Consider the following 16,482-nt stretch of genomic DNA (forward strand, 5'->3'; position numbering starts at 1 on the left):
CAGCGTGAAACCCAAATGCATGTCCCGACTCTTCTTTGCCCTGCCCCTGGATGAACTGGCACCCCGGCTCATCACCTGGCGTGACGGGCGTCCCTGGCCCGGCCAGGCCGTGCCACAGGCCAATCTGCACCTGACCCTGGCCTTCCTCGGCGAGGCCGATGAGCAGCAATGCGCCCACTTGCTGGCCATGGCCGAACGTCAACACTGCCCGCCACTGAGCATCACCCTGGATCGTACCGGCTGGTTCGGGCGCGCCAAGGCCGCCTGGGTCGGCCCTGACGCCTGGCCCAACGAACTGACCGTGCTGGCACGGGCGCTGCGTCGCCATGGTGAACGTATCGGTCTGGGTAATGGTGAACAGGGGTATACCCCCCATATCACGCTGTCGCGCAAGGCGAGCGAGGCACCTGCCGCCACCCCGGCCCCCGCCTTCCTCTTGCAGGCCACAAGGTTCTGCCTCTATCAATCGGTCAGCACTGAGCAAGGGGTTAGCTACCAACCCCTGGCCTGCTGGCCCCTGACACCGAGAGTGAAAACCACTGATGGAATTTAATCCGCCCCTGCAATCGGGCCTGCTGCTGCGCCGCTACAAGCGCTTTCTCACCGACATCCAGCTCGATGATGGCAGCGAACTCACCATCCACTGCGCCAATACCGGCGCCATGACCGGCTGCGCCGATCCCGGCACCCGGGTCTGGTACTCCACCTCGGACAACCCCAAACGCAAGCTCCCCCACAGCTGGGAAATCGCCCAGAGTCCGGCGGGTCACTTCATCTGCGTCAACACGGCGCGGGCTAACCAGATAGCGCGGGAGCTGATCGAAGGGGGCGCCATTTCTCCCCTCTCGGGCTATGACACCCTCAGACCCGAGGTGAAATATGGCGAAGAGAACAGCCGGATCGATTTCTTGCTGCAAGATGCCGCCAAGGCAGATTGTTACGTCGAGGTAAAATCGGTCACCCTGCTCGATGAGCGAGCGGGTGCTGGCATGGGGTATTTTCCCGATGCGGTCACGGCGCGCGGCGCCAAGCATTTGCGTGAATTAATCGCCATGAGGGCGGCAGGACATAGGGCAGTGCTGCTATTTATGGTGTTGCACTCCGGTATTGCCAGCGTTGCAGCAGCAGCCCACATAGATCCGCACTATAGTCAGCTTATTGAACAGGCACAGCTGGCAGGGGTTGAAATATTATGCTATCGCCCCCATCTTGGGGTGCAGCGCATGGAGCCACAAGGATTCATCCCGTTTGAATCCTGCTCATGCGACCCGACTGCGGCTGATAAAAGTGGGATTGGATAACATATTTGGCACTGCTTGTTTGCCTAGCCGTTACCCTTCTGCTATAGATGTCGCCCTCAATTTATGGATGGCACCATTAGGTGCTAAATAGGAGACAGGGCATGCCAACAGGCGAAATCAGGAAATCTCTGGGCCCCCTGGCCGTTGCGGGAGTTGCGCCTTACCAGGAAAAACCCGGTGAGGAGTACATGAATGACCAACAAAAGGCTCATTTCCGCAAAATCCTGGGAGCCTGGCGCAATCAATTGATGCAGGAAGTCGACCGCACAGTTGATCACATGAAGGACGAGGCAGCCAACTTCCCGGATCCCGTGGACCGCGCAGCACAGGAAGAGGAATTTGCCCTCGAACTGCGTACTCGCGACCGTGAGCGCAAGCTGATCAAGAAGATCGAGAAGACCTTGCTGCTGCTGGACGACGATGACTTCGGTTATTGCGAACATTGCGGCATCGAGATCGGCATCCGCCGCCTCGAAGCACGTCCCACCGCCGATCTTTGTGTGGACTGCAAGACGCTGGCCGAGATCAAAGAGAAACAGATGGCCGGTTAATCCGCCATTTGAACCACTCGGGGCCATTCCCCCGAATTGGTAGAAAAGGGAGCACTCAGCTCCCTTTTTTATTGAGCTTTGGCGGGCCCAGGGCGAGAATGGCGCTTCCATGTCCATCTCGTCTCTGCCGTCATGCCCCTGAACAGCCCTACGCCCTCCCCTTATGTGGGACGTTTTGCCCCCTCCCCGTCCGGTCCGCTGCACTTTGGCTCCCTGATTGCGGCCCTGGGCAGCGTGCTGCAGGCTCGTTCCCGGGGGGGACGCTGGCTGCTGCGCATCGAAGACATCGATCCACCGCGGGAGATGGCCGGGGCAACGAGCCTGATCCTGCACGCCCTGGAGGCCTATGGCCTGCACTGGGATGGGGAAGTGGTATATCAGAGTCGGCGTCATGCTCGCTATGATGAGGTCATCGCCGCGCTCTACCAGGCGGGAGATCTCTACTGGTGCCGCTGCACCCGACGCGAGATAGCAGCGTGCGGCGGCCTCTATAATGGCCACTGCCGCACATTGGGGCTGACCCCTGCGGGCTGCGCCGCCCGGCTCCGCCAGCGTCATCCGGTATACGGCTTTGAGGATGGCCTGCTCGGCGCCATCACAGTGACCCCGGCCCTGGCGGAGGAGGATTTCATCATCCACCGCCGCGATGGTCTCTATGCCTACAATCTGGCGGTGGTGGTCGATGACATGGATGCGGGTATTACCGAGATAGTGCGTGGGGCCGACTTGCTCGAGCCAACGGTGCGCCAGGTGGCCCTCCACAGAGCGCTGGGCAGTGAGCCTCCCGCCTGGGTTCATCTGCCCCTGGCGGTGTTGGCCGATGGCAACAAGCTCTCCAAGCAGAACCATGCGCCAGCCCTGAGCCTGACCGAGGTACGCCCCACTCTGCTGCAGGCCTTGCACTTTCTCGGCCAAGGGCCACCAGATGAGCTGGCAGCCTGTTCCATCACTGAGATAATCCAGTGGGCCATCGCTCACTGGCGGCTGGACAGGGTGCCCAAACAGCCGCAACCGGCACCGGGCTGCTAGCCCCCGACCACATGGTTTTTCATTTGGTCAAGGCTGAGCTATGATAGGCCGCTATTTTTTGGCCTCCCGTCAATTTGAAGTCATGAAGAGGTGTACCATTTTTTCCCAGATCGCAAACTTTTGCCGCAAGGTGCTCGGCAAGGAAGAAGGCGACGAGTCGATGACGACTCAAGAGCCTGTCCACACTGCCACCCAGCGGAGTGCCGGACCAAGACGCACGCTGAGCCGTGACCAGCACCCCATCTCGCGCAAAGAGATCAGTGAGAATGCCCTCAAGGTTCTCTATCGCCTGAACAAGGGCGGCTATGACGCCTACCTGGTCGGCGGGGGTGTCCGGGATATTCTGCTTGGGAGGACGCCAAAGGATTTCGACATCGCCACCAACGCGACCCCGGAACAGATCAAGGCGCTGTTTAGCAACTGCCGCCTGATCGGCCGCCGCTTCCGTCTGGCCCACATCGTCTTCGGACGCGACGTGATCGAGGTCGCCACCTTCCGTGGCCATCACCATCAGGTCAACAACAGTCGCCATGTCTCCGCCCAGAGCGATGAAGGCATGCTGCTGCGCGACAACGTCTACGGCACCATTGAAGAAGATGCCGAGCGCCGTGACTTTACCGTCAACGCCCTCTATTACAGTGCCAAGGATTTCACCCTGCACGACTTCGAGGGCGGTATCGATGATCTCGCCGAGCGCAAGCTGGAGCTGATCGGCGACCCCGAGACCCGCTACCGGGAAGATCCGGTGCGCATGCTGCGCGCCGTGCGTTTCGCCGCCAAGCTGGATATGCACATCAGCCCGCGCAGTGCCGCCCCCATCAAAGAGCTGGCCTCGCTGCTGCAAGATATCCCGGCCGCCCGGCTGTTTGAGGAGACCCTCAAGCTGTTCCTGGCAGGCGACGGCCTGGCGACCTACAAGCTGCTCCGTGAATACGGCCTGTTCCAGCAGCTGTTCCCCCAGGTCGCCACCCTGTTCACCCCGCACGGCAACTCGCCGTTCGAGCAGTTCATCGAGCATGCCCTGACTGACACCGACACCCGGGTGCGCGAAGAGAAGCGGGTCACTCCCGCCTTCCTGTACGCCGCCCTGCTGTGGGGCAGTGTCGAGGCCCGTGCCCGCGTGCTGGAAAACGAGAGCGGCCTGCCCTGGCATGACGCCTTCATGCTGGCCATCAACGAGGTGCTGGATGCCCAGGTGCGGATCATCGCCGTGCCCCGTCGCTTCACCACGGATGTGCGCGACATCTGGGCCCTGCAGCAGCGCCTGACCCGCCGTCAGGGCCGCCACCCCGAGCGCGCCATGGAGCATCCCAAATTCCGTGCCGCCTTCGACTTCCTGTTGCTGCGCAACCGGGTTGAGCGTGGCCTGGGCGAGCTCGCCGGCTGGTGGGAGCGCTATGTGGAGTCCAATCCGGATGTGCGCCCGCAGCTGCAACGGGAAGCGACCCGTGGCGGTGACAGGCCGCAAGCGGACAAACCTCAGGGTGAAGGCGAGAAACGCAGCAGCAACAGCCGTAACCGCCGTCGCCCCCGTCGTCGCAAGCCCAAAGCGGCCGAATGATGACCCAGGAGGTCTTCGTTGCCATCGGATCCAATCTGGCCGACCCGCTAGGCCAGGCTCGCCGCGCCGTGGTGGCGCTGGCGGCCTTGCCTGGATCTGCGCTGCAACAAGCCTCCTCTTTTTACAGCAGCCGCCCCATGGGCCCTGCGGATCAGCCTGACTACGTCAATGCCGTGGTCAGACTGACGACCCGGCTCGCGCCCCTGGCCTTGCTGGATCAGTTGCAAAGAATCGAGTTGGAACAAGGACGTGTGCGCAAAGACGAGAGATGGGGGCCCAGAAGTCTGGATCTGGACCTGCTGCTCTATGGGGCAGAGTGCCTGCAGAGCGAGCGCCTGACCGTCCCCCACTACGGCATGAAGGAGCGGGAGTTCGTGCTGCTGCCCCTGTTCGAGATTGCGCCCGCTCTGGTGCTGCCTTGCGGCACCCCGCTCAACGATCTGGTTGCCCGCTGCCCCCGCAATGATCTCGCCATCATAGCGTCGGCCGCGAGCCTGTAGGAGCCATCCAAGTGAGCAATATCACCACCGCCAGCCTGCTGAAGATGAAGCAGGACGGCCAGAAATTTACCGCCATCACCGCCTATGATGCCAGTTTCGCCAAGTTGTTCGACGACGAGGGCGCCCATGTGCTGCTCATCGGTGACTCCCTTGGCATGGTACTGCAAGGGGGCACTGACACCCTGGGCGTGACCATGGATGACATGGTCTATCACACCCGCAGTGTCGCCCGCGGCACCGAGAAGGCGCTGGTGGTGGCCGACATGCCATTCATGAGTTATGCCACCCCGGAACAGACCTATGCCAACGCCGCCCGGCTGATGGCCGCCGGTGCACGCATGGTCAAAATGGAAGGGGGCGACTGGTTGTGTGACAGCATCCGCCACCTGACCCGCAATGGCGTGCCTGTGTGCGGACACCTCGGCCTCACCCCCCAGTCGGTGCATGTGTTTGGTGGCTTCAAGGTGCAGGGGCGCGATGAGTTCCATGCCCAGGAGATCTATCGCCAGGCACTCGAACTGCAAGCGGCGGGCATCCAGTTGCTGGTACTGGAGTGCGTTCCTGTTGCCCTGGCAGAGCGCATCACCAAGGCGTTGCGCATCCCGGTGATCGGCATAGGGGCTGGCCCCTCGACCGATGGCCAGATCCTGGTGATGCACGATGCCTTTGGCATCACCTCCGGCTATGTGCCCAAGTTCACCAAGAACTTCCTGGCCGAGACCGGCGATTTGCACGCCGCCGTGCGCCTCTACATCCAGCAGGTCAGCGACGGCAGCTTCCCCGGTCCCGAGCACTGCTTCAACTGATCCGGGTCGCATGATGACAACGGGGGCCCTGGCCTCCGTTTCCGCATCCATGCCTAACTGATTTAGCATCTATCTCTTTGATTCATCTGAGGGTAAACCGTCGATGTTGGTTGTTAACAATCCCGCCATTCTCCGTGACCAGATAAGCCAGTGGCGCCGCGAAGGGTTGGCCATTGCATTCGTCCCCACCATGGGCAACCTGCACCAGGGTCATCTCACCCTGGTCGATAAGGCCCGCAACCATGGCGAAAAAGTCGTGGTCAGCATCTTCGTCAACCCCATGCAGTTCGACAAGGCCGAGGATCTCGCCAACTATCCCCGCACCCTGGAGCAGGACTGCGCCGCGCTGGAAACTGCCGGTGTGGACATGGTGTTCACGCCGACGCCGGAGATCATGTACCCCCAGGGGCTCGCCAGCCAGACCTTCGTCGAGGTGCCCGGCATCTCTTCCCTGCTGGAAGGGGCGCTGCGCCCGGGTCATTTTCGCGGGGTCAGCACTGTGGTGACCAAGCTGTTCAATCTGGTTCAGCCGGACGTGGCCTGTTTCGGCCAGAAGGATTACCAGCAACTGGCGCTCATTCGCAAGATGGTGAGCGACATGGCCATGCCCATCGAGATAATCGGGGTACCGACGGTACGGGCCGAGGATGGCCTGGCTCTCTCATCGCGCAACGGCTATCTCAATGCCGAGCAGCGCGCTCTGGCCCCCGAGCTTGCATGCACCATGCACTGGATAGCCGAGCAGATTGCCCAGGGAAACCGGGATCTGGCCGCCCTCATCGCCACCGCCAGTGCCCGCCTCGACGCAGCCGGTTTTCGTACCGATGCCATCGACATCGTCGATGCCGATACCCTCGAGCCTGCGACCGACACCAGCCAGCAGCTGGTGATCCTGATGGCTGCGTATCTGGGCAAGGCTCGCCTCATCGACAACTGCGTCGTCCCTCTCACTCACCCCTGATCAGGAGAACCCCATGTCCAAGAAGGTCTATTGCATCGCCCAGTTCCTGCCCAAGCCCGGCCAGGAGCAGGCGCTGTTTGCGGTGTTGCAGGGGCTCGAACCCAATACCCTGCGCGAAGATGGCTGCCTGCAATACATTGTCACCCGCCAGCTGGCCAGCCCCTTCGCCGAGGGGGAGAGCTTTCCCATCGCCTTCAACGAGATCTGGCGCGACAACGCCAGCTTCGAGGCCCACTGCCAGCGCGCCGAGATCAAGGCCTTCTTCGAGCGCTACTGCCTCGCCGAGGATGGCCTGGCGGCCAAGTGGAATGTCTGCATCTACAGTGACGAGCCGGCGGACTATGACGCCCCAGCCCTCCGAGGCTGAACGCTCGCACATGAAAAAGGCGCCCGAGGGCGCCTTTTTGTTGCCAGGAACTGCGCCTCAGTGGCGCAGACCCGTACCGCGGGAGATGAGCCACCAGGCCAGCCCGTAGAGGGCGACAATGAAGGCGATAATGATGAGATAGGCGGTGCCGAGCGGCACGTCGGAGATGCCGAGGAAGCCGTAACGGAAGGCGTTCACCATGTAGATGATCGGGTTTACCTGGGAGACCCCCTGCCAGAAGGGCGGCAGCAGGCTGATGGAGTAGAAAACGCCCCCCAGATAGGTGAGCGGCGTCAGGATGAAGGTCGGGATGATGCTGATGTCATCGAACGACTTCGCGAACACGGCGTTGATCAGCCCCCCCAGGGAGAACAGGATCGAGGTCAGCAGCACGGTGAAGCAGACGCTGAACAGGTGGTGGACCTGCAGCGGCACGAAGAACAGGGAGACCAGGGTGACGATGAGACCGACACAGAGACCGCGGGCCACACCGCCGCCCACATAGCCGGCGATGATGATGTAGTTCGGCACCGGCGCCACCAGCAACTCTTCCACGTTGCGCTGGAACTTGGCGCTGTAGAAGGAGGAGGCGACGTTGGAGTAGGAGTTGGTGATGACCGACATCATGATGAGGCCGGGCACGATGAACTCCATGTAGCTGAAGCCCCCCATGTCGCCGATCCGCGAGCCGATCAGATTGCCAAAGATGACAAAATAGAGGCTCATGGTGATGGCTGGCGGCACCAGGGTCTGGATCCAGATCCGGGTAAAACGGCTCACTTCCTTGGCCAGGATGCTCTTGAAGGCGATGTAATAGGTCATGGGATTCATGCTCTACGACCCTCTTCTACGATCAAGGCGATATGATTGTTCTTGCAAGTCATGCTCTTATAACCCTCTGCAACCAAGGGAATGCAATCGTTCTTGAAACTCATGCTTTGCGGCCCTCTTCTACCAAATTGACGAACAGCTCTTCCAGCCGGTTTGCCTTGTTGCGCATGCTCAGCACCTCTACTCCTTGGGCGGAGAGCTGACTGAACAGACTGTTGAGGGACTGGCTCTTCTCCAGCTCCACCTCCAGGGTGTGCTCATCCTGCATGCGGCCATTGAACTCGGGTAAGTCCGGTACCTGGCTGCCTGGCACCAGATCCAGCAGGAAGGTCTCCCGTCCCAGCTTGCCGAGCAGGTTTTTCATGCTGGTATTTTCGATGAGGCGGCCCTTGTCGATGATGCCGATATTGCGGCACAGCATCTCGGCCTCTTCCAGATAGTGAGTCGTGAGAATGATGGTGACGCCCTGCTCGTTGAGCTGCTTGAGGAACTGCCACATGGAGCGGCGGATCTCGATATCCACCCCGGCGGTCGGCTCATCCAGGATCAGCAGCTTGGGCTCATGCATCAGGGCGCGGGCTATCATCAACCGGCGCTTCATGCCGCCGGAGAGGGTACGGGCGGCCATGTCACGCTTGTCCCACAAGTCGAGCTGGCGCAGGTATTTCTCGGCGCGCACCTTGGCTTCGGCCCTGGGCACCCCGTAGAAACCGGCCTGGTGGGTGACAATCTGGCTCACCTTCTCGAACTGGCTGAAGTTGAACTCCTGGGGCACCAGGCCGAGCTGAGCCTTGGCCATCTCCAGACTGCTGTCTATGTCGTGGCCAAATACCTTCACCTTGCCGGCGCTCTTGTTGACCAGGGAGCTGATCACGCCGATGGTAGTGGACTTGCCCGCCCCGTTCGGGCCGAGCAGTGCGAAGAAGTCCCCCTGTTTGACGGTCAGATCGATGCCTTTAAGGGCTTCGACGCCCCCCTGATAGGTCTTTTTCAGTCCGCTGATTTCCAGTGCGTTCATGACAACCCCTGATGGCCCATCGCCACCTCGAATCTATGAGACAGAAAAGGCGGCCGAGGCCGCCTGCTGGCATGAGCAATGTAGCTACATCACTCCTGCGGTACCACCTTGCCGATGAAAGGCAAGTTACGATACTTCTGGGCGTAATCGATGCCGCAGCCTACCACGAATTCGTCAGGAATAGAGAAGCCGATCCAGTCTACCGGTACGTGCACCTCACGGCGGGACGGTTTGTCCAGCAGGGTGCAGATGGCCAGGGACTTGGGCTCGCGCAGGGAGAGAATTTCGCGCACCTTGTTCAGGGTGTAGCCGGTATCGATGATGTCTTCGACGATGACGATGTCCTTGCCCTTGATGTCATCATCCAGGTCTTTGAGGATACGCACGTCACGGGTGCTGTGCATGCCGGAGCCGTAGCTGGATGCGGTCATGAAATCCAGGGTGATGGGCAGTTCGCACTGACGGCAGAGATCCGCCAAGAAGACGCAGGAACCACGCAGCAGGCCAATCATGACCACCTCATCCGAACCTTGATAACGGGCGGTGATCTCTTCACCCAGCTTGGCAATCCGGGCGGCCACTTCGGCCTCGGAAATCATCACCTCGACGTTGTGTTTCATCACATACTCCATAGTGGTCAGCCATGGCTGACCATTCATTGATTACAAAACCCTTGATTCTACCACCCAGGGCGGGAGGCGTCAGGCATACGTGATGCTTTTATCGGCTTATTTTAATTGTTAGAGTTAGCAGGCCCTCGGGCATTATCGGTGACCATACTATAAACACCATAATCAATAACTATTAGATGAAAAAATCATGGAACCACGCGCAGAAATCAGACGGAGAACCCGGCTTTCACCGGAGGCCCGTCGTACTCAACTCATGGAATGTGCCATTGAGGTATTCTCCCGTCGCGGCATTGGCCGTGCGGGTCATGCCGAGATAGCAGAACAAGCCAAGGTGTCAGTTGCCACCGTTTTCAACTATTTCAACACCCGTGAAGAACTCGTGGATGAGGTGCTCACCGAGATAGAGCAGTTCGTGCACCAGATGCTGGAACAGGCCTATGCGGGCAATCGCCCGGTGCGTGACTGCATTCACAGTCATGTGCAGCTGTTCGTGGATGCGGCCTATGACAGGCCGGATCACGCCAACATCTGGCTGGAGTGGAGCTCCTCGGTACGGGAAGAAGTCTGGCCCCGTTATGCCCTGCTGCTCGACAAGGCACTGGAGCGTATCACCCCTGTGCTGCAGACCGCCATGGACAAAGGGGAAATCCAGAGCGTGCTGAGCGCCCAGGATCTGGCCCGCTCCCTGACCGGTTTTGGTTACGTCATGATGCAGATGATCAACTCGCCCCAACGCCCGGTGCGCGACGAGGTGACTGAGTTTCTGTTCAAGTACGTGACGGCGCCCCTTCAGCCCTGAGCACAACTCACTACGAAAAAACGGCGCCCTGGGCGCCGTTTTGTTGTGGTGAACATTCAGATCATCGAGGGGCAAGCCGCAGCGCCTCTCATCGGATATTCACGGATTACCGTAACCCCAGCGGGCGGTCAGGGTATGTTCAATGGCCAGATGGTCCAAAATGCGCGCCACCATGAAGTCCACCAGATCCTCGATGCTTTTCGGCTCATGATAGAACCCCGGTGCGGCGGGCATTATGGTCACGCCGAGGCGGGCAAGGCTCAACATGTTCTCCAGATGGATGGCGGAGAAAGGGGTCTCGCGGGGCACCAGTATCAGCTGGCCCCGCTCCTTGATCACCACGTCCGCCGCCCGCTCCAGCAGGCTGTCGGACGCCCCATGGGCAATGGCCGAGACGGTGCCCATGGAGCAGGGACAGACCACCATCTGCTTGGGGGCCGCCGAACCGGATGCCACAGGAGAGAACCACTCATCCTTGCCGCAGGCGACAATCTGCCCCTCTTTGGCACCGAAGTCGCTGCACAGCTTGAGGGAGAGTGCCTGGGGAGAGGCGGGCCAATCGGTGCCCTGCTCCGTCTTGAGCACCACCCGCGCCGCCGAGGACGCCAGCACAAACACCTGATAGTCAGCCTGCACCAGACACTCGAGCAGGCGCAAAGCATAAGGGGCACCGGAGGCACCGGTCAGGGCCAGGGTGATGCGCTTCATGCTTGAGCCTGCCGCGCATGGAGACGGGCCAGCAACTTGTCGTGAATGCCGCCGAATCCGCCGTTGCTCATGATGAGGATATGGTCACCGCTCTGGCTCATGTCCAGCAAGGCATCGAGCAGTGTATCGATCTGGTCAAACACCCGGGCCGGCACCTGCATGTGGGCCGTCACCTCCCCCAGATCCCAGCCGATATTGGCTGGCTGGAAGAAGAGCACCTCATCCGCCCCCTCGAAACAGGCCGCCAGCTCCTGCTTGTGGACACCGAGTTTCATGGTATTGGATCGCGGCTCCAGCACCGCCAGGATGCGCGCCTTGCCTACCTTGGCGCGCAGCCCCCCCAGGGTAGTGGCGATCGCGGTCGGGTGATGGGCGAAGTCATCATAGACGCTGATACCCGCGACCATGCCCTTCAACTCCATCCGCCGCTTGGGGGATTTGAACTGGCAGAGGGCGGCAATGCCGTGCTCGACCACGACCCCCGCATGGCGGGCGGCGGCGATGGCCATCAGGCCGTTGTTGACGTTGTGATCACCGATGCACTCCCAGTGCACTTCGCCCTGCTTGACGCCATCGAGCCAGACCTCGAACACGGAACCATCTGCCGCCAGTTTGACCGCTCGCCACTTGGCGTCGTCCTGACCCACCAGCTCCACTTCGCTCCAGCAGCCCATGTCGCGTACCGCCGTCAGGTTGGCATCGGCCTGGGGGAAGAGGACGCGGCCGTTACAGGGCACCATGCGCATCAAGTGATGGAACTGGCGCTGGATCGCGGCAAGATCCGCAAAGATGTCGGCGTGGTCAAACTCCAGGTTGTTCATGATCAGGGTACGCGGCCGGTAGTGAACAAACTTGGAGCGCTTGTCGAAGAAGGCACTGTCGTACTCGTCCGCCTCGATGACGAAGAAGGGAGCCGAGCCCAGACGAGCCGAGACCGGGAAGTTACCGGGCACACCGCCGATGAGAAAGCCGGGCTCGAGCTTGGCATATTCCAGCACCCAGGCCAGCATGCTGGCGGTGGTGGTCTTGCCATGGGTACCAGCGACGGCCAGTACCCAGCGGTCCTGCAACACATGCTCCAGCAACCACTGGGGGCCTGAGATATAGGGCAGATTGCGGTTGAGCACATACTCCACGCAAGGGTTGCCGCGGCTCATGGCGTTGCCTATCACCACCAGATCCGGGGCGGGTTCGAGCTGGGACGGATCATAGCCCTCGGTCAGCTCTATGCCCTGCTGCTCGAGCTGGGTGCTCATGGGGGGATAGACGTTCGCATCGGAACCCGTGACCCTATAACCCAGCTGCTTGGCCAGTACAGCCACGCCACCCATGAAGGTGCCGCAGATACCGAGGATGTGAATGTGCATACCGCTTCCCGTTCCAGTAGAGAGAGCGAGCATTCTAGCAAGATGACGCCAATTTGGCAGAGGCAGGCGCAGATAGTGCGACAAGCCCGAGCACCCAAGGTGAAAAATGGCGATTCTGGCTGCGAAATGTGCGCTCAGTGGTCCCCTGCCGGGGATGTATGAGTGGGGAATCGGGTCCCCAACCGGTCAAACTGGCCGCAATGGCGCGCATATATGGTCATTTGACGGGACATCGCTATAATATCGGCCTGCAAACTTGACTCGAATATCATTGAAGGAACCCTCATGAGCCTGAACCTGGTACCGGCCGGCAAGAGCCTGCCCGAAGATATCTATGTTGTCATCGAGATCCCCCAGAACGCCGATCCGATCAAATACGAAGTCGACAAGGACAGCGGTGCCATCTTCGTTGACCGCTTCATGTCCACCCCCATGTTCTACCCGTGCAACTACGGTTACGTGAATGCGACCCTGTCCCTGGATGGGGATCCGGTCGATGTGCTGGTTCCGACTCCTTACCCGCTGCTGGCTGGCTCCGTGATCCGTTGCCGCCCGGTTGGCGTGCTGAAGATGACCGACGAGTCTGGCGAAGATGCCAAGATTGTTGCCGTACCGCACTCCAAGCTGACCAAGCAGTACGATCACATCAAGGATGTGAACGACCTGCCCGAGCTGCTGAAAGCCCAGATCCAGCACTTCTTCGAGCGCTACAAAGAGCTGGAAGCCGGTAAATGGGTCAAGGTTGAAGGTTGGGGCGACAAAGCCGCCGCCGAAGCCGAGATCGTCACCTCTGCCGAGCGTTACGCCGCTCAATAAGTCGCGAATCACGCAGCTTATGCACGAAAAAGGCGCCCAGCGGGCGCCTTTTTGTTTAGTGATATCCGTTCAGCACAACACTGGTGCTATCCGCCTTCATGACGGGGATTGCTCTGGCTGGTCAGTGACCCATCCCTGTGGCTTGTCGACTCAGGGGGTCTTGCCCCTCTGGCCAGCACCAGCCCCCCTATCTTGAGGATCGCCCTTGATATAGATATCACGCCCGTTCTGGTGATAGGCGCGATAGTAGTCATCCCCACAACGATAACCGCCCCCATGCTGGCGAGAGAGTTCACAGTTGACCGGTAACACCTCCAGCCATTTCAGCGCCTCCTGATAGCGCAACCACTCCTGCCACTCGTGCTCCCGAGCCAGCTGATCGCGCAGAGCAAACGCATCTATCTTCTCATCGCCCTTGGTGATGATTATCTGACCGGCCCAGAGCGGCAGGCTGCACAACCATAACAATCCCCATAATCGGCTCATGACAGTTTCCCTTGTGACTTATTTTCGCAATTAAATTTAAAACTCAATCAAACTGTTAGCAAAAGTTCATCTTAAAACTTCCCCGAACATAGCTCAAAAACGTATCAAGTCACCTAGTTGTTAATCAGGGTCAACCGACGGGGTGCATCATGATGAAATCCATACCAAAGCTGGTACCTTGCATGATGCTGGCTGGCTCCTTGCACGCGGGAGAGGTCAAACTCGACTGGCAGTGGCAATCCGCCGACGGCAAGCAGCAACATTTCCAGCTGCAAACCGATGACAAGGCCCTGGCAAAGAGCCAGCACGAGATGGTGCTGCTCGATGCTTCCCTCAATCATCCGATAGAGACGCTGTACGCCTATATCAGCCCCAGGCTCTACAACAGCCTCAGCCAGATCAACCAAAATAGCCCCGACACGGCCACCAAGTTCCTCAGCCTGGAACAGGCCTTCACAACCCGGGATAACAGCCCTGAATCGCGGGAATTCTGGCAAGCTTATGAACAATATCAGGAAGATGCCTTCGAGAAGATGATGGTGCTGCCCTGTGTCCATCCCGCCAACATCAAACTGCCCTGTGTGAGGCCCAATTACTCCCAGCTGTTTTACCATTTCAAGGATTCGCTCAAGCCCCTGGCGAATCAGTTTGCCGCACCGGAACTTGCCGCCTCAGTCAGACTCATTCAGGAGTGGCTCAACGTTATCCCCAGCCCATCAGAGCAGATGGATCACTTCAATCCTCCCCTGCAGGCACTCAAGGGCAACCAGGCCGACAGCGATGAGAAGGCGCTGTTGATGGCCAGCCTGCTCACCGAGTTGGCCCCTCAATTCATGCTCAGCATCATCTATCCCGATACCAGCATCGGCAGCGTCTCCCCCGCGTGGCTCGCCATCACGGCAGACAGTGGCCTGCCGGGGGATGTGGTGGTCATCAACAACCAGAAACATGTGCTGCTCACCGGCTCCCCCATGATGGTGCAGCAGATGGCGATGGCACGTATTCCACTCGTCAGCGAACCACTCTACTGAGCAAGAGATCCAACCAGTCTGGATGAATCCCGCCGCTATCATGACTCTGGTGCGTCCTAAGGGCTCACAGCGCTAACTCTTCGATTATTTAACACTTTTTAAACAGATCCGATCAGTTTAGGATGAGGAGAACCCATTTCCTCAGCCATAAAATCGTTATAACATAACAAAGGAGTGTCATCCGGATGAAACATCTCGTGCTTACTCTGGCGCTGCTGCCGACCCTGGCCCTGGCTCATAACCTCAAAGAGGCGACCCCAGTCCCTCTGGTGCAGATCGCCGAGCAGGGTGAACTGCTGGTCAGCGGCCAGGACATCGTCTATCGGCCCTGGCAGAGCAAACAGCTGGCCGGCAAGGTGTTCCTGATCCAGCACATCGCGGGTCGTTCCAGCGCCAAGGAGCTGAACGCCCCCATGATAGAGGCAATCAAGAAGGCCAGACTGCCCCATGACAGCTACCAGACAGTGACCATCATCAATAGCAATGATGCCATCTGGGGCACCTCCGGCTTTGTGAAGAGCAGTGCCGAGGATAGCAAGAAGGAGTTCCCCTGGTCAGCCATGGTGCTGGACAGCAAGGGCATGGCTCGCAACGCCTGGGAGCTGACACCGGAGAGCTCAGCCATCGTGCTGCTGGATAAAGAGGGCAAGGTGCTGTTTGCCAAAGATGGCCAGCTCACTGCTAATGAGATCACCACAGTGATGGAGCTTATCAAGTCCCATCTCTGAATCAGACGGGGCCCCTTGGGCCCCTTATCAAGGGTTTATGGGTCGCGTTACCATTAGAGTCTGGATACTGCTGTTTAGCTGGTTGTGGCTACAACCCGCCCTCGCCCAGCACCCGCTCGAAGCCGACCTGCCGAATCACAGTCACCACTGCCTGATCTGCGCCCTGCACCTGGATGGCAAACTTGCCATACCCGCCAGCCCGCTCGCACTCATCCCATCGCCCCCTGGCACCGAGTACACTCCCCTTCCCATCCTCAACCCCAGCCTGCCATCGGCACCAACCCAGCCCATTCGCGGCCCACCCTCATCCTTTTTCTGTTAAGCCATAACCCTCTTATCTTATTGTTTTAAAGGATGAATAATGAAAGCTGTAACTTTGTTGCTGGCGCTGGCCACCTTTGGCGCCCAGGCCAATCACGAACATGAAGAGAGCCACAGCCATGGCGCCCATGAACATGGCCATGGCCTGCTCAATTTTGTCGTCGATGGCAATCAGCTGATGATTGAGCTGCAAGCCCCGGCCGCCGACCTGGTCGGTTTTGAGCACGCCGCCACCACGGCCGAGGAGAAGGCGCAATATGCCAAGGCCCTCGCCCAGCTCAAGCAGCCGGAGACCCTGTTTGGCATAGCCCCGGCCGCCGCGTGCCAGTTGGCGCATCAGGAGATCAAGGCCCCCCAACCGGAAGAGGATCATGAAGGGCATGACCATGACGCCGCCCACGACGAGGATCATGCAAACCACGACCATGATGCAGACCACGAAGAGCATGAAGGTCACGACCATGACGCCGCTCATAAGCACGATGGCCATGCCGATCTCGGCGCCATCTATACCTACAACTGCACGGCCCCGGCTCGACTCAATGGCCTGACTGCCAAGCTGTTCTCGGTATATCCCAGCCTCAGCAAGCTGACGGTGCAGGGCATCTTGCCCAGCGGCCAGACCGCCGCCGAGCTGACTCCTACCGCCAACACAGTGAACTGGTGATC

Annotated in this window: 20 protein-coding genes; 14 read left to right on the forward strand and 6 right to left on the reverse strand. The window is 59.7% G+C overall.

Annotated elements, in window-relative coordinates; genetic code table 11:
- Positions 1-19 precede the first annotated feature (19 nt).
- From thpR to BN1130_RS07085, 9 genes are all read left to right on the forward strand, one after another.
- On the forward strand, positions 20-553 hold the full coding sequence (thpR, locus tag BN1130_RS07045) for an RNA 2',3'-cyclic phosphodiesterase (protein WP_042041092.1): 534 nt from the start codon (positions 20-22) through the stop codon (positions 551-553).
- Positions 543-1,301, forward strand: a complete 759-nt coding sequence (sfsA, locus tag BN1130_RS07050) for a DNA/RNA nuclease SfsA (protein WP_042041093.1) — start codon at positions 543-545, stop codon at positions 1,299-1,301. Before thpR ends, sfsA begins: the two co-directional genes overlap by 11 nt.
- Before the next feature lie 101 nt (positions 1,302-1,402).
- Positions 1,403-1,852, forward strand: coding sequence for an RNA polymerase-binding protein DksA (dksA, locus tag BN1130_RS07055; RefSeq protein WP_005897845.1), 450 nt, complete (start codon positions 1,403-1,405; stop codon positions 1,850-1,852).
- A gap of 132 nt (positions 1,853-1,984) precedes the next feature.
- Positions 1,985-2,881, forward strand: coding sequence for a tRNA glutamyl-Q(34) synthetase GluQRS (gene gluQRS / locus BN1130_RS07060; protein ID WP_042041094.1), 897 nt, complete (start codon positions 1,985-1,987; stop codon positions 2,879-2,881).
- 82 nt (positions 2,882-2,963) lie between these two features.
- Complete coding sequence (gene pcnB, locus BN1130_RS07065) at positions 2,964-4,442, forward strand: polynucleotide adenylyltransferase PcnB (protein ID WP_042041175.1); 1,479 nt, start codon at positions 2,964-2,966, stop codon at positions 4,440-4,442.
- Positions 4,442-4,942, forward strand: a complete 501-nt coding sequence (folK, locus tag BN1130_RS07070) for a 2-amino-4-hydroxy-6-hydroxymethyldihydropteridine diphosphokinase (protein WP_084218162.1) — start codon at positions 4,442-4,444, stop codon at positions 4,940-4,942. The genes pcnB and folK overlap by 1 nt, the downstream gene beginning before the upstream one ends.
- Before the next feature lie 11 nt (positions 4,943-4,953).
- Entirely contained in the window at positions 4,954-5,748 is a 795-nt protein-coding gene (gene panB / locus BN1130_RS07075; protein ID WP_042041096.1) for a 3-methyl-2-oxobutanoate hydroxymethyltransferase, read from the forward strand.
- Between the two features lie 103 nt (positions 5,749-5,851).
- A complete protein-coding gene (panC, locus tag BN1130_RS07080; RefSeq protein ID WP_042041097.1) occupies positions 5,852-6,709 on the forward strand; it encodes a pantoate--beta-alanine ligase in 858 nt (285 codons plus the stop codon).
- Positions 6,710-6,722: 13 nt separating this feature from the next.
- Positions 6,723-7,076 (forward strand): putative quinol monooxygenase, encoded by a 354-nt coding sequence (locus BN1130_RS07085; protein ID WP_042041098.1) that lies wholly within the window; start codon positions 6,723-6,725, stop codon positions 7,074-7,076.
- 57 nt (positions 7,077-7,133) lie between these two features.
- On the opposite strand, the gene BN1130_RS07090 is transcribed toward BN1130_RS07085, so the two are convergent.
- From BN1130_RS07090 to hpt, 3 genes are all read right to left on the reverse strand, one after another.
- Positions 7,134-7,907: an ABC transporter permease gene (locus tag BN1130_RS07090; protein ID WP_042041099.1), complete on the reverse strand. Its 774-nt coding sequence runs from the start codon at positions 7,905-7,907 to the stop codon at positions 7,134-7,136.
- 100 nt (positions 7,908-8,007) lie between these two features.
- A complete protein-coding gene (locus tag BN1130_RS07095; RefSeq protein ID WP_042041100.1) occupies positions 8,008-8,925 on the reverse strand; it encodes an ABC transporter ATP-binding protein in 918 nt (305 codons plus the stop codon).
- Positions 8,926-9,014: 89 nt separating this feature from the next.
- Positions 9,015-9,545 (reverse strand): hypoxanthine phosphoribosyltransferase, encoded by a 531-nt coding sequence (gene hpt / locus BN1130_RS07100; protein ID WP_005897830.1) that lies wholly within the window; start codon positions 9,543-9,545, stop codon positions 9,015-9,017.
- 199 nt (positions 9,546-9,744) lie between these two features.
- Here hpt and BN1130_RS07105 point away from each other — a divergent pair, with 199 nt between their 5' ends.
- A complete protein-coding gene (locus BN1130_RS07105; protein ID WP_042041101.1) occupies positions 9,745-10,356 on the forward strand; it encodes a TetR/AcrR family transcriptional regulator in 612 nt (203 codons plus the stop codon).
- Positions 10,357-10,455: 99 nt separating this feature from the next.
- Here BN1130_RS07105 and BN1130_RS07110 read toward each other — a convergent pair whose 3' ends face one another.
- Together BN1130_RS07110 and mpl are read right to left on the reverse strand one after the other, a co-directional pair.
- Positions 10,456-11,064 (reverse strand): flavin prenyltransferase UbiX, encoded by a 609-nt coding sequence (locus tag BN1130_RS07110; RefSeq protein ID WP_042041102.1) that lies wholly within the window; start codon positions 11,062-11,064, stop codon positions 10,456-10,458.
- Positions 11,061-12,431 (reverse strand): UDP-N-acetylmuramate:L-alanyl-gamma-D-glutamyl-meso-diaminopimelate ligase, encoded by a 1,371-nt coding sequence (gene mpl / locus BN1130_RS07115; RefSeq protein ID WP_042041104.1) that lies wholly within the window; start codon positions 12,429-12,431, stop codon positions 11,061-11,063. The genes BN1130_RS07110 and mpl overlap by 4 nt, the downstream gene beginning before the upstream one ends.
- Before the next feature lie 285 nt (positions 12,432-12,716).
- Here mpl and ppa point away from each other — a divergent pair, with 285 nt between their 5' ends.
- Positions 12,717-13,247 (forward strand): inorganic diphosphatase, encoded by a 531-nt coding sequence (gene ppa, locus BN1130_RS07120; RefSeq protein WP_042041105.1) that lies wholly within the window; start codon positions 12,717-12,719, stop codon positions 13,245-13,247.
- Positions 13,248-13,397: 150 nt separating this feature from the next.
- Here ppa and BN1130_RS07125 read toward each other — a convergent pair whose 3' ends face one another.
- Positions 13,398-13,733, reverse strand: a complete 336-nt coding sequence (locus BN1130_RS07125; RefSeq protein ID WP_042041106.1) for a hypothetical protein — start codon at positions 13,731-13,733, stop codon at positions 13,398-13,400.
- A 152-nt stretch (positions 13,734-13,885) separates the two neighbouring features.
- Between BN1130_RS07125 and BN1130_RS07130 the strand changes: the two genes are divergently transcribed.
- The 3 genes from BN1130_RS07130 (at position 13,886) to BN1130_RS07140 (ending at position 16,480) form a co-directional block, all read left to right on the forward strand.
- The gene (locus tag BN1130_RS07130; RefSeq protein ID WP_042041176.1) at positions 13,886-14,764 is read left to right on the forward strand and encodes a hypothetical protein; all 879 of its coding nucleotides are present in this window, start codon (positions 13,886-13,888) and stop codon (positions 14,762-14,764) included.
- A 185-nt stretch (positions 14,765-14,949) separates the two neighbouring features.
- Positions 14,950-15,492: a YtfJ family protein gene (locus BN1130_RS07135; protein ID WP_042041107.1), complete on the forward strand. Its 543-nt coding sequence runs from the start codon at positions 14,950-14,952 to the stop codon at positions 15,490-15,492.
- A gap of 361 nt (positions 15,493-15,853) precedes the next feature.
- A complete protein-coding gene (locus BN1130_RS07140) occupies positions 15,854-16,480 on the forward strand; it encodes a DUF2796 domain-containing protein (protein WP_042041108.1) in 627 nt (208 codons plus the stop codon).
- The last annotated feature ends 2 nt before the right edge of the window (positions 16,481-16,482 follow it).

Origin of the sequence: Aeromonas rivuli, from assembly GCF_000820045.1 — a bacterium.
Taxonomy (GTDB): Bacteria; Pseudomonadota; Gammaproteobacteria; order Enterobacterales; family Aeromonadaceae; genus Aeromonas; species Aeromonas rivuli.